At 46.9% G+C, this 14042-nt stretch carries 11 protein-coding genes; 10 read left to right on the top strand and 1 reads right to left on the bottom strand.

What is annotated here, in order from left to right; genetic code table 11:
• Positions 1 to 18 precede the first annotated feature (18 nt).
• Positions 19 to 444, top strand: coding sequence for a hypothetical protein (locus M3629_RS02320; protein ID WP_090920246.1), 426 nt, complete (start codon positions 19 to 21; stop codon positions 442 to 444).
• A gap of 276 nt (positions 445 to 720) precedes the next feature.
• On the opposite strand, the gene M3629_RS02325 is transcribed toward M3629_RS02320, so the two are convergent.
• Positions 721 to 2280 carry a histidine kinase N-terminal 7TM domain-containing diguanylate cyclase gene (locus M3629_RS02325; protein ID WP_251502739.1) on the bottom strand — a complete coding sequence of 520 codons (1560 nt, stop codon included), beginning with the start codon at positions 2278 to 2280 and terminating at the stop codon, positions 721 to 723.
• A gap of 420 nt (positions 2281 to 2700) precedes the next feature.
• Here M3629_RS02325 and M3629_RS02330 point away from each other — a divergent pair, with 420 nt between their 5' ends.
• The 9 genes from M3629_RS02330 (at position 2701) to mutM (ending at position 14004) form a co-directional block, all read left to right on the top strand.
• On the top strand, positions 2701 to 3573 hold the full coding sequence (locus M3629_RS02330; RefSeq protein ID WP_251502740.1) for an SDR family oxidoreductase: 873 nt from the start codon (positions 2701 to 2703) through the stop codon (positions 3571 to 3573).
• A gap of 353 nt (positions 3574 to 3926) precedes the next feature.
• Entirely contained in the window at positions 3927 to 4271 is a 345-nt protein-coding gene (locus M3629_RS02335) for a cupin domain-containing protein (RefSeq protein ID WP_154886735.1), read from the top strand.
• A gap of 165 nt (positions 4272 to 4436) precedes the next feature.
• Positions 4437 to 6266, top strand: coding sequence for a two-component system histidine kinase PnpS (gene pnpS, locus M3629_RS02340; RefSeq protein ID WP_154958178.1), 1830 nt, complete (start codon positions 4437 to 4439; stop codon positions 6264 to 6266).
• Positions 6267 to 6407: 141 nt separating this feature from the next.
• Complete coding sequence (locus tag M3629_RS02345; protein WP_090920260.1) at positions 6408 to 7136, top strand: response regulator transcription factor; 729 nt, start codon at positions 6408 to 6410, stop codon at positions 7134 to 7136.
• A 150-nt stretch (positions 7137 to 7286) separates the two neighbouring features.
• On the top strand, positions 7287 to 8483 hold the full coding sequence (locus tag M3629_RS02350) for a methyl-accepting chemotaxis protein (protein WP_251502741.1): 1197 nt from the start codon (positions 7287 to 7289) through the stop codon (positions 8481 to 8483).
• Between the two features lie 252 nt (positions 8484 to 8735).
• On the top strand, positions 8736 to 9491 hold the full coding sequence (gene pstB, locus M3629_RS02355; protein WP_090920265.1) for a phosphate ABC transporter ATP-binding protein PstB: 756 nt from the start codon (positions 8736 to 8738) through the stop codon (positions 9489 to 9491).
• Between the two features lie 63 nt (positions 9492 to 9554).
• On the top strand, positions 9555 to 10214 hold the full coding sequence (phoU, locus tag M3629_RS02360) for a phosphate signaling complex protein PhoU (RefSeq protein WP_251502742.1): 660 nt from the start codon (positions 9555 to 9557) through the stop codon (positions 10212 to 10214).
• Between the two features lie 247 nt (positions 10215 to 10461).
• Positions 10462 to 13116 carry a DNA polymerase I gene (gene polA, locus M3629_RS02365; protein WP_251502743.1) on the top strand — a complete coding sequence of 885 codons (2655 nt, stop codon included), beginning with the start codon at positions 10462 to 10464 and terminating at the stop codon, positions 13114 to 13116.
• A gap of 60 nt (positions 13117 to 13176) precedes the next feature.
• On the top strand, positions 13177 to 14004 hold the full coding sequence (gene mutM, locus M3629_RS02370) for a DNA-formamidopyrimidine glycosylase (protein WP_251502744.1): 828 nt from the start codon (positions 13177 to 13179) through the stop codon (positions 14002 to 14004).
• Positions 14005 to 14042 lie beyond the last annotated feature (38 nt).

Consider the following 14042-nt stretch of genomic DNA (forward strand, 5'->3'; position numbering starts at 1 on the left):
TTGAGGAGGATGAAAATTTTGACAATGATTATGTATTTGCTCCATATCGTCGGAGCACTGGCTATGGGATTTTATCTGATTTTGCCATTCGTGGTCGGTAAAATTCGCACATTGAGCTTGCCAGCACAGGAGGGAGCATTCGCGTCCCTTCGTTCCTTAAACAAAGTTGCACAGTATGCGCTTGTTATTCAGCTTCTTACAGGTGGCTATCTGATGACCAAGGGAGATTATTCCCACATCTGGATGGCTGTTGTCGTTGTAATTCTTCTCGCGATTGCAGCCATTGGCGGAATTATGGGTAAACCGTTACGTCTTGCCGCAGAAGGTGTTAAAAATAATAAGGATGTAACACCATACCAAAGCAAGATTCGTACGTTCAGCACGCTGCTTGCCGTGTTCTTGCTCATCATGGTGTACCTGATGGTGGACAGATCCATTTTCTAATAGGAGAATAAGAGGCTTCAGGGTCTAAAGTTGATTCTCAAACGATAACTATGAGTATAAGGTGAAGCGTTTGCACATGTTCAGGACAAGTGGTAGCGCTAAAAGCTATTGCTAATGAAACATGTACGCTTTTAACCATGTGGCGTGAGTAACGCCCGGTTTTATTGAATCAAACCGCACAGGTATACAAACAGACAGCCTACAAAGGCTGTCTGTTTGATTTGTGATCTTTTATTCTATGACTGCCGGGAACCTGAATAACCCCGCTACTCATCATTAGCTAACACTTGCACCATGAACTCGTACTGCATTTCGGCCGTTTCGTTTGGACTCATACAGGGCGTGATCGGCGTCTCGTAGCAAAGATTCCAGCGTATCCGACTCGCCACCGGTTTGGGACACACCAAAGCTGGCGGTGACCGGAATGGACTTGCCCTCTAGGTTGAGCGGTTGATTTAACAAAGCCATTCGCAGCTGTTCAGCAAGAGTATAAGCTTCCTGGAGTACCATGTTGGGCAAAGCGATAACGAATTCCTCTCCGCCGTAACGGGCGAATAACATTTCACTGTTTAAATAACGATTGCACACGGATACAACGTGAATGATGGCTTGGTCACCCGCATCATGGCCGTACGTGTCGTTGATACGCTTGAAATGGTCAATGTCAAACAGGATAAAAGAGACGGGGTGAAGATTAAGCCGGGCTTCTTGTAGGCATTCTCTTCCTTTGTTCAAAAATTGAGTCCGATTGTATATTTTGGTTAAACCATCGAAATAAGCTAGTTGTTTTAATTGTTCTTGTAAGAAACGTTGTTCGGTAATGTCGATTAGCATAATGAGAATACCGACAACTTGAGGATCTTTGTTAAATACATAAGACGTCCTGACTTGGTAACAGACGGTTTCTCCGTTTAATTGCCAGTATAAGTCGGTTTGCAGCCCTTCTCTTTCATATTCAACGGGAAAGGCCTCTCCTGCAAGACGAAGCCAGATGTCATTCAAGGGTTGTCCAACCATCGATGTTTCAATCTCAGGTAACATGAGTCTTAGGGATCTGTTGAAATCGACAAGACGATAGGAACTATCCAGCACGAGAACCCCTTCGCGCATACTTTCAAAAATGCTTTCTTTGGCGATCGGTACGATGGTTAACAGTCTGGAGGAGAGAATAGCCCAGATATACATAGCCGATGTAACACACATCAGTATGGGAACGGGGTCCAAGCCAAACGGAGTTACGCCAAGTAAGTATACGAATGCGGCAACCATCGGTATAATCTGTGAAACAATCAACGTAAGAAGTTGACGACGATACATCTTTTTGGTGTGACGCCATTGCCCAATTAGGATAAGGCCAGCACACAAAAGGCAGGAGAACGTAAATGCACCATGGACAACATACCATTGACCAATATCCATCGCCATGACGGGGACTGTGCTATCCTCACGTAACCATACTCTTTTGTAATAGAGATGATGCCAATCATTCGTAGCAACCAGAAAGACCGTAATGGAAGGAATGATAAATAAGGCTGATGTCAGCCATTTAGACAACTTTTTTCCGGTGTAATGAATCATGAGAAGCAGGCCAAGCGGCGCAGAGATCGGCATACCGATATACTGGACGATATTCCAGAACTTCATCTGTTCCAGTGTATTACTGGCGAGGCCAATGGCGTATCCGAAGGTATATACGGACAGGGAAGCCGTGTACAGGATAAAGATGTTGGCGTTTGGAAAATGGGCTCTTCTGAAGTACGTATACATACACAGAAACAGATTCAGCACGGCTGACGTGGTCACAAGTGTAATGTATGTAGTAATATGCGATTCCATGTTCAGATCTCCATGTCAAATTAGATTGTTGTCGTATTTAAACGAACGAGATGATGCTGCTAATCACGCTAGGTGACTGAAAAAAAAGATGAATATAATCTCCACACTGTACATTGTACATCAGCCATATCTGCTTAGGAACACTATTTGCATGATGAAACAGGTCAATTTCGAAAAAATTTCGAATATTCACAAATGCAGATGGTGACGAAATACAAAGTTTGGATTTCCATATATGTGGTAAATAAGGAATGACAGTAATTATGAGGGTTCGCATTGCTGTCCAGTAGAAGAATAATCTGGTCGGTTCATGCCATCCTACAGAATGAGACTTATGACGAATGAGAGACAAGGAAGCATGTTATTTGTGTCCAAGTCTTCTTAAAATCAAACATGTTCATTTTGAAAGGAGAAGGTACAATGTCAAGCACTACCCAGCAAAAACAACAAACGATGCCTGCACAACATCAGGATCAGCGTCCGGGGATTGAATCCAAGATGAATCCCAAGCCTGAATTCGAGAGGGCGCAGTATAAGGCAGCCGGCAAACTATTGGACAAAGTGGCTTTGATTACGGGAGGAGACAGCGGGATTGGACGGGCTGTTGCTGTGACCTATGCCAAGGAAGGCGCCGATGTGGCGATTGTATATTTGAGTGAGCATGAGGACGCCAAGGAAACGAAACGTCAGGTGGAGCAGGAAGGGCGCAAGTGTGTACTAATCGCAGGTGACATCGGAGATGTGAATTTTGCGAAGAAAAGCGTTCAACAAACAGTCGATGAACTTGGCAAACTCGACATTGTGGTTAACAATGCGGCTGAGCAACATCCGCAACAAAACCTGGAGGATATTACGCCAGAGCAACTGGAAAAAACGTTCCGTACCAACATCTTTGGTATGTTTTATGTTACACAGGCGGCTATGCCACATCTGAAACAAGGTAGCACCGTCATTAACACAACATCGATAACCGCTTATCGGGGAAGCCCGACGTTACTGGATTATTCGTCAACTAAAGGGGCAATTACATCCTTCACCCGTTCATTGTCGATGAATCTGATTGAGAAGGGGATTCGTGTGAACGCCGTAGCCCCTGGCCCAATCTGGACTCCCTTGATTCCTTCGACTTTCGATGAGCAAAAAGTAAGTGAATTCGGAGCCACGCAACCGATGAAACGTCCGGGTCAGCCGGATGAATTGGCTCCAGCCTACGTGTATCTTGCTTCCGATGACTCTTCTTATGTCAGCGGACAGGTGATGCATGTGAACGGCGGCGAAGTTGTTAACGGATAAGTGATGCACCGGGCAAATGGCATTGCGGAACGGGCGAGGATAGTCGCTGTATTGAGAAGAGAAAGACGGGACGCTAAAGCATAGTGGCGTCCCGTCTTTCTTTATATATTTTTTTCAAATAAGAAGAGGGTTCCGAACAGGGGAGGCAGGTTGAAGTCCTATCTATTGTAAGATGTGATTTACAAAAGTCTGTATCTGCGTTGATATATTTATGATACCTTATACAGGTCTGACTTTAAAGCAATGGGGTGAGTCAGAGGGGAAGAAGGCAGATTTATTGCTCATTTTACATGGAAAGATATCTCATTAGATGTGATATGATAAACCGGATAACATATTCGGGAGGCACTCATATGAAGATTAGCAAACAAGAGGCAGCGCATTATATATGGGGGACTCAGTGTGATGGTTGGCATCTGGTTCAGGGAGAGACACTTAGTGTGATTCATGAGCGAATGCCCGCAGGCACGACAGAAACAAGGCATGTACATGTGAAGAGTCGCCAATTCTTTTTTGTTCTTAGCGGTGAGGCTTGTATGGAGCTGAATGGAGAGACCTATGTGCTGGAAACACATGAAGGCATCGAAATCCCGCCGGGAGCACCCCATCAGATGCAAAATCGAAGTGCACAAGATGTGGAATTTCTAGTTATATCACATCCAACGACACGCGGTGACCGCAACGAACTAAATGGATAAATAATGGTTTGTTTTCATCATTTGAATTTACTCATTTACATATGAACGGTGAGGACAGAAAAAACCTGAAGATAACAGGGATTGGAAGGTTATTCTGTCATCAGAGTGGTTATGTAAATTGTCTTGTTGTTCAACGGACCAAAATATAACAGAAGGAAGAGATTAATGAGACCGTTTCGCATTCGCCTCGCTCTAATCATGATGGTACTCATTGGCGTATCCGTCATTGTAGCCGGATATACGATGGGCAGAGTTTTCAAGACTACTCATATCGCCGCACTGGAACAAACGATGGTGCGTGAAATTAATTTGTTAAAAGCGACATTCCCTTTTCATGACGCTTCCAATCCGACATCAGCGGAAACTCGGAAATATTACTCGGACCGAGCGCTGGAACTGGATCGTCTAACAGACTCGCGAGTAACTTTTATTAATAAAGACGGCATAGTCATTGGCGATTCCGAGAGCGATCCTGCAACAATGGATAATCACCTGAATCGCGAAGAGATCCGGACGGCTACGGAAGGAACTTTTGGACAGTCCATCCGATATAGTGCAACGTTAGGGCAGGACATGCTGTATGTCGCGCTGCCTGTTAATTCGGATCAAAGTGACATGATTGAAATGCCAAGTGGCAAATTCGACGGTTTTATTCGTCTGTCTATGAGTTTGCAAGCGGTGGATCAAGGACTCCAACGCGGATGGATGATTATGTTTGCTGCCCTGGGCCTGCTTTTTCTCATTGTGGCATTTGTCAGTTACCGGGTAGCTAGAGGTCTAACGTCGCCCATTGAGCATATTACCAAAGTGGCACACCGGATTACAAAGCTGGAGTATGATGCGCGAGTAAAAGTTACACGCAGGGACGAGATCGGCCAGCTGGGACTGGCGATTAACGGCATGGCAGATAGTCTGCAGTCCCAGCTCAAAACGATCCGAGACAATGAAGCATTGCTTCAAAGTGTGTTGGCGAATATGACGGGTGGGATCGTCATGATTGATGCAACGCAATCGATTGCACTGGTTAATCGGGAAGCGGAGCGTATGCTCGGCATTCAGGCCGTGAAGGTTACAGGAAGACCTTACACGGAACTCAAGCGGCATTACGAGCTGACACGCACGATTGAAGAGAGCGTTGCTAATCAGGAACGGATGCACGAAGAAGTAAGTGTATTTAACCCGGAAGAACGGTTGATAAGGCTGGATGGTGTACCGATGTCAGAAGACAATGGCGGATATCGGGGAATGTTATTCCTGCTACAGGATGTAACTGCGATTCGCAGATTGGAATCCATGCGTAGCGAATTTGTGGCCAATGTCTCGCATGAACTCAAGACACCTGTGGCAGCAGTGAAGGGATTTGCAGAAACCTTACTAAGCGGCGGTGTACAGGATAAGGAGACGGAACGTTCTTTCCTGCAGATTATTTATGATGAAGGTGATCGACTAAACCGCTTGATTGGAGATATTCTGGAGTTGTCCAAGATTGAATCGAAACGTGCACCGCTGGAATGTTCACCAGTTCATGTGCATTCCTTCTTCGAAATGGTGCTTGGAACTTTATCCAAGGTAGCGGAGAAAAAGCAGATTCGTCTGGAAATGAATGTACCGGAGGAACTGTATATTGAAGCGGATGAGGACAAAATGAAGCAGATTTTCATTAATCTGTTATCCAACGGCATTAACTATACACCTGAGGGTGGAAGGGTGAAACTCCAGGTGAAGATGGATCAGACGAGTGAGGAAGAGCAGGTGGTTTTCTCGGTGTCCGACACAGGAATTGGTATTCCCAAGAAGGATTTGCCGCGAATCTTTGAACGTTTCTACCGTGTAGACAAAGGCCGATCACGGAATTCGGGAGGAACAGGACTTGGACTCTCTATCGTTAAACACCTGGTGGAGCTTCATCATGGTAAATTGTCGGTCGAAAGTGAACTAGGGATGGGAAGCACCTTCCGGGTAATCCTGCCTTTAATTCAAGAAGAAGAAGTCTAGTTTTACTTTGGAAAGAAAAAGGTAGGCTTAGAGAAGCAAAATGTAAAATGAGCCATTTGCTTTACACAGCGTTAACAAATTAGTGCTATGATAGAAAAAGTGTTGTGGCAACAGACAACCTATGAAGAGAGAAGGGGTATCATGGCACAGCGTTTGCTGGTTATTGAAGATGAACCGACATTATCGAGATTACTTACGTATAACCTGACACAGGAAGGTTATGACGTAACGGCAGAGGATCATGGGTCAGCAGGATATGACCGGGCCTTGTCTCAGGATTTCGATTTGATTCTACTGGATCTGATGCTGCCAGGCATGAATGGTCTGGATATTTTGAACAAACTGCGTATTCAGGGAGTAAGCACTCCTGTCATTATTCTTACCGCCAAGAACGGTGAAGCCGAGGTTGTGCAAGGGCTGAAATCGGGTGCAGATGATTACATTACGAAACCGTTTGGTGTATCCGAGCTTTTGGCACGTGTAGATGCGGTACTCAGACGTTATTCGAATGGCGACGATTTACCGCAGCCTGAGGATAAAGACGGCTCACGTATTATTCTTGGTGAACTTGAAATTTATCCGTTGAAGTATGAAGTGACTCTGGGAGGGCAATCGATCAGCCTGCGTCCGAAGGAGTTCGAAGTCCTATTATATCTCGCTAAAAAACCTGGCGTGGTGCTCACCCGGGATGATCTGATGAATGCGGTCTGGGGTTTTGATTATATCGGAGGCCAGCGAACCGTAGATGTGCACGTCAGCTCATTACGTAAAAAGCTGGAACTTGACCCTGAATCCGTTCATATCGATTCCATCCGTGGCGTAGGTTATAAATTGGTTGTCAAAAGAAAAACTCCCCATCATTCTAGTTAAATGATCGGGGAGTTTTATTTTTACCTCCTTTTTACACAAAGGAAGATTTTTCTTCATTTATGGGGAGTAGGATGAGGTTATCCAAGTGATACTTTGTACCTAAAAACCCACCTTAGGGCGGAGCTAACACGTAAAGGAGAATGTGTAATTATGCCCATGTTGTTAGAAGCTAGACCTGAGAATCTGGATGTTAGTTTACAAAAAGGGGAAGAAACATCGTTCGTGCCTGAGTTGGAATCGGACGAATCAACAAGTGAAGTTCAGGAGGAACATGCCGTTTCTTTGACTGATTATTTCCGTCAGGTGCCTATAGCTAGGGGAGATACTACTTGCGGAGATGCTGCGGCGATGTTAAGTGATGGACTGGAGCATCCGTGTATTGTGCTCTGTGATGAACACATGAAACCGATAGGATTATTGATGCGTGAGAGCTTGTATCGTTTACTGAACGGAAGGTTTGCAGCGGACTTATTTTATCGTAAACCGATTATGAATGTAGCTAACGCATCACCGATTATTGTAGATATACATATGGAACCCGCAGCTATTATTGACGCCGCGCTTCGGCGGGACGAGGATCATTTTTATGACTGCCTGCTCGTAACGGAACAGGATCGCTTGCTTGGTGTACTCACGATCCGTGATGTGATGTCGCTTTCTCGTAAACTTCAGCAGAAGGCATCCGCAGATCGCATATGCACCGTGACGGAGAGTGGACAGGAAATTTCACGCATTCATGACGCTGTAACCAAACTGGTTCAAGCGGCGAATCAGACCGTACAGGAAGCAGGGCAAGTTATCCTCTTGTCCAATGAGGGAGAAGGGCGTCTGCGTCAAGTTGAGTCTTCCTACCTTCAGGTTCATGAGCATATGGGGGATCAGGGCAAACACGCAAGTCAGATGCTCGAATCCATCAAAACGGGTGCAGGCATGGCGCGTTCCATTCGAACGCTGGCGGATCAGAGCGGGCTTTTGGCACTGAATGCATCGATAGAGGCTGCGCATGCCGGAGAATACGGCCGGGGGTTCCAGATTGTTGCCGGAGAGATCCGGGCACTTGCCAAACAGACACGAGAAGTGGCTGGAAACATGACCGTATTGCTTCAGGATATTGAAAGTTTAACCCAGCAGACCGTATCCCTCATTCAGGCGAGTGGTACTGAAATCGATGAGAGTGCGCAGGTTGTGCAGGAAGGTGCGGCAGCGTTTGGGAAGTTAAATCATGCGGTAAAAGCTTTGTCCTGCATCGTGGAGACCATTGCTGCTGAAGGCGGGGAAGCTGGCAGGGTCGCAGAGAATATCCAGTTGAAGCTGAAGGCCATGATTACGGATCATTCCGAGCTATGAACTAAAGCACAACCGAGGCATAGCGTATAACGGAAATCGCGCAGATCAAAAAAGAGAGACCTGGGACGTTGAACTAACGGACTAGGTCTTCTTCAGGTGTTTTTACATTCCGTTAACATGAAGGTGGTACTGTTTTTACAATGTTACGTTAGGATATTAAAGATGACTGTGCTGATTGGTAGAGAATATGAACGCCGGTCTCAACGTAAAGGGAATCCGATGATCCCTGCAACGAAGGAGAAGTGAGCATCCATGAAAGACCTCATTCACATTGATGGACTTAATTTATACTATGATACGCATCACGCGCTTAAAAATATATCGATGGATCTGCCGGAGAAAACCGTCACAGCGTTTATCGGGCCGTCAGGCTGCGGTAAATCGACATTGCTCCGTACGTTGAACCGGATGAATGACATGATTCCGGGTGTTCGTGTGGAAGGACAAGTTATGCTGAACGGTTCGGATATTTACAGTAATGAAATTGAAGTGGAGACGCTGCGCAAACGGGTAGGAATGGTATTCCAACAGCCGAATCCTTTTCCAAAATCGATCTATGACAACGTGGCGTACGGACCACGTCTGCACGGCGTAACCCAAAAAGCAGAACTGGATAAACTCGTCGAACAGAGTCTGGTTCATGCGGCATTGTGGGATGAAGTGAAGGATGTGCTGAAAAAATCGGCGTTAAGCCTGTCTGGTGGACAGCAACAACGTCTGTGCATCGCACGTGCACTGGCTGTACAGCCGGATGTGTTGTTGATGGACGAAGCAACTTCGGCGCTGGACCCGATCTCCACGCTGAAAATCGAGGAATTGGTCAAAGAGTTGCATCATAAATATACCATCGTCATGGTTACGCACAACATGCATCAGGCCGCGCGAGTATCTGGACGAACGGTGTTTTTCCTGAATGGTGAAGTGGTGGAGGCAGCTGATACGGAGACGTTATTCTCCACACCGCAAGATTCCCGGACCGAGGACTATATATCCGGTCGGTTTGGTTAAGGCGAGCTGAACAGGATGATCCCGGCTTACCCGGAGATGATGGAGAAGGAGGACATGAAATCTATGATTCGCAGAAAAGAATTTGATCAAGAGCTGGAAGAACTGCGCTCCCTGCTGAAACAAATGGGGGAACATGTAGGAAATGCCTTGGACGGTGCGATTGAGAGTTTGCAGACATTGAATGTAGAGAAGGCTCAGGTCATCATTAAGAATGATGCGAATCTCAATGCCCTTGAGGACAAAATCATGGAGCTGGGCTCCAAGCTTATTATTACACAGCAGCCCGTTGCGAAGGATTTAAGACGTATTATCGTGGCCTTCAAAATCTCTAGTGACTTGGAGCGTATGGGCGATCTGGCCCTCGACGTGGCAAAGGTAACGATCCGTATGGAAGGTCAAGAGCTGATCAAGCCGCTGGTGGATATTCCACGTATGGCGGAAGTGGTGAAATCCATGATTGATGAGTCCATTGAGTCCTATTTGAAAGAAAATACCGATCTGGCCTATAAAATGGCACAAACCGATGATCAAGTCGATCAGTTGTACAGCAATATGATTCGTGACCTCTACACGTTAATGACTGAACATCCAACGAATGCATCTCAGGCTATGCTGCTCTTGATGGTTGGGCGTTACATTGAACGTATTGGTGACCATGCGACCAACATCGGTGAGAGCACGGTGTATCTGGTGACAGGTCAGCGTCCGGACCTGAACCAGTAAGTTGTTCCGGGCTAGCTCTGCTGCACAAGCGAGGAATATTAGACATACAAGATAAAATAATATGATCGAAATGGAGAACTTTCTTCCGGCTGGCCTGTGCACAGGCTGACTGGGAAGGAGGTTCTTTTTTTGCGGAAGAAATGTGGTGAAAAGGGGTGTGAAGTTTTTTTGATGTAGGTGGCAGGTATGGTATCATGAGAGTAGGTATGTAAGTACAGTCTGACCATATGATACGCGAGGTGCTGGAATGGACAAGTTTATTCTTATAGATGGAAATAGCATTATTTATCGGGCATTTTTTGCAATGCCACCCCTGACCAATTCGAAAGGTCTGCACACCAATGCGGTATACGGCTTTACGACGATGCTGCTTCGCTTGCTGGAAGAACACAAGCCTACACATGTGATGGTGGCGTTTGATGCGGGCAAAGTGACGTTCCGTCATGAAGGGTATCAGGAATACAAGGGTGGACGGGAAAAAACACCGCCGGAGTTGTCCGAGCAGTTTCCTTTGCTCAAAGAATTATTGCAAGGCCTCGGGATCGCGCAGTTTGAACTGGCTGGTTTCGAGGCGGATGATATTATCGGAACGCTGACCAAACGCGCGGATGATGCAGGCAGACAGGTTCTCGTTGTATCGGGTGACAAGGATATGTTGCAACTTGCTTCCGAGCATGTACATATCGGGCTGACGCGTAAAGGGGTTACGGAGATTGAACTGTACGACCCGGCTCAGATTAAGGAACGTTACGGTCTGACACCACTACAGATTATTGATCTGAAAGGTCTGATGGGCGATGCTTCCGATAATATTCCGGGTATTCCGGGTGTTGGGGAGAAAACGGCGCTGAAGCTGCTCCATCAGTTTGGGTCGGTGGAAGAGGTGCTGAACGGTACGGGTGAACTGAAAGGCAAGATGAAGGAAAAGATTGAAACCCATGCCGAAGATGCACGCATGAGCAAACAGCTGGCGACCATTCACCGTGAGGTTCCGCTCGAACAGACGTGGGATGATATGCAGTTTGATGGATTGAAAGAAGCGAGTGCAGGGCCTGCACTGGCTAAGCTGGAGTTTAAGTCATTGCTGGAGCGCTTGTCCTTTAGCGGTAGCGTGGCTTCCGAGCAAGAGGCTGTTCCAGCGGCTGAGGTTGAATCTACGATTGCAACAGAAGATAACATAGCTGATCTGATGGATATGTTGGATTCGATCGATGTGCTGCATGTGGAAACGCATGGTGACAATCCGCATCAGGCGAAGCTTGTTGGTCTTGCCGTAGGTGCCGGGGAGAAATATACGTTCATATCTCCGGAATTACTAAAGTCTGATGCGGCAACTCCTGTACGGGAATGGCTTGCAAGTGCCGATCAGCCGAAGCGTGGATATGATCTGCATCGTGTGGATTTGGCTTTGCATGCACATGGCATTGAATTCGCAGGTGCATCATTTGATGTGCAGCTTGCTGCTTATTTGCTTGACCCGACCGAGTCGAATCAGACAATCAGCGGGCTGACGTCCAAGTATGGGCTGCCTTCGCTGGTTGAAGACGATACCGTTCTGGGGAAAGGGGCTAAATACAAATTGCCTGATGCGGATGTTTTGGGCGATTTCCTATGCCGGAAAGCCGCTGCGCTGGCCGCGATTATCCCCCTTCAGGAACAAGCGCTGGAGAGCGATGAGATGAATTCACTGTTCCATGAGCTCGAAATGCCGTTATCTCGTATTCTCGCCGACATGGAGAAGCAGGGAATCAAGGCGAACACAGAAGACTTACAAGCCCTTGGTCGTGAATTTGAAGGACAGATCGGCAAGCTGATGGCCGAAATCTACAAGTTGTCCGGTACGGAGTTTAATCTGAACTCACCTAGACAACTCGGCGAGATTTTGTTTGACAAGCTGGGCCTGCCTGTCGTGAAGAAAACAAAAACAGGCTACTCCACCGACGCTGAAGTGCTGGAAAAGCTGGCTCCTTATAACGACGTGGTGCAGCATATTTTGCAATATCGCCAGCTTGCCAAGTTGCAATCCACTTATGTGGAAGGTTTGCTGAAAGAGATATCGGACCGGGATGGCAAGGTGCATACGTTCTATCGTCAAACCATTGCAGCAACAGGACGACTGAGTAGCCAGTTCCCGAACTTGCAGAACATTCCGATTCGTATGGAAGAAGGACGCAAAATTCGAAAAGTCTTTGTACCGTCCGAGCCGGGTTGGTCTATTCTCGCAGCCGACTACTCTCAGATTGAACTGCGTGTACTGGCACATATTTCAGATGATGAGCGTCTGAAGGAAGCTTTTGTACATGATATGGATATCCATACGAAGACTGCCTCCGATGTATTTGGCGTGAAGCCGGAGGATGTGGACAGCGATATGCGTCGTTCTGCGAAGGCGGTTAACTTCGGGATTGTATACGGCATCAGTGATTATGGTCTATCGCAAAACTTGAACATTACGCGCAAAGAAGCGGCACAGTTCATCGATCAGTATTTTGAAATATTCCAGGGTGTGCGCCGGTATATGGATGATATTGTGAAGGATGCACGCCGGGACGGTTATGTGAAAACGATGCTGGAACGCCGCCGTTATCTGCCCGAAATCAACGCGAGTAATTTTAATCTACGCTCCTTCGCGGAACGTACCGCGATGAACACACCGATCCAAGGTACTGCGGCTGATATCATTAAGCTGGCGATGGTACAGATGGACGAGGCGCTGCGCGAGCGTGAGCTTCAGAGTCGTATGTTACTTCAAGTACACGATGAGCTCGTGTTTGAAGTGCCGGCGGATGAACTGGAGCTGATGAAGGAGCTTGTGCCTTCGGTGATGGAAAAGGCGCTTCCGCTGTCGGTGCCGCTAAAAGCCGAAGTTAGCTTTGGTGAGAACTGGTATGAAGCAAAATAGATAAGAAAGGGTCCCGCTGAGCGTCATCTTCCGTTATAATATAAGGGAGGTGAGAACATCATGCCGGAACTACCGGAAGTCGAAACAGTCAGAAGAACGTTGAATCAACTTATTGTAGGTAAAACGATTGATTATGTTACCGTTAATTTGCCGCGGATTATTCAGCGGCCTGACGATATAGAAGCATTTGCATTGGAACTGGCAGGACATACCGTGATTGGTGTAGAGCGCCGGGGGAAGTTTTTACGGATTTTGCTGGACGGGCTTGTGCTGGTCTCCCATCTGCGGATGGAGGGACGTTATGGTGTGTACCATCAGCACGAAGAGGTGGAGAAACACACTCATGTCATCTTCCACTTCAATGATGGCACGGAATTGCGATACAAGGATGTTCGTCAGTTTGGAACGATGCATCTGTTCAGCGCAGGTGAAGAGCTGGTTTCGAAACCGCTCATGAAGCTTGGACTGGAACCACTGGATGAGGCTTTTACCGTGGACGCGTTCCGCGCTGCAGTGGGGAAACGTACGACCAAAATTAAAGCTGTATTGCTGAATCAGGCATATGTGGTTGGCATCGGGAATATTTATGTGGACGAGGCTCTCTTCCGTGCAGGCATACATCCCGAGACGATTGCGAGGACGCTGACCGAAGCACAGCTGAAGGTTTTGCATGAAGCCATTGTGGCTACGCTACAGGATGCCGTGAATGCAGGAGGTTCCTCGATCAAGTCATATGTTAATGGGCAAGGCGAGATGGGCATGTTCCAGCATCAGCTGAAAATTTATGGCCGTAAAGCCGAGCCTTGCCATACCTGCGGCACATTGATTGAAAAAAGTGTCGTTGGCGGACGTGGGACGCACTTTTGCCCGAATTGTCAACGACTTTGATCTCCCGAACCAGAACTGAATCAATGAAATGATGAAAT

The sequence above is a fragment of the Paenibacillus polysaccharolyticus genome (assembly GCF_023714295.1).
Taxonomy (GTDB): domain Bacteria; phylum Bacillota; class Bacilli; order Paenibacillales; family Paenibacillaceae; genus Paenibacillus; species Paenibacillus polysaccharolyticus_A.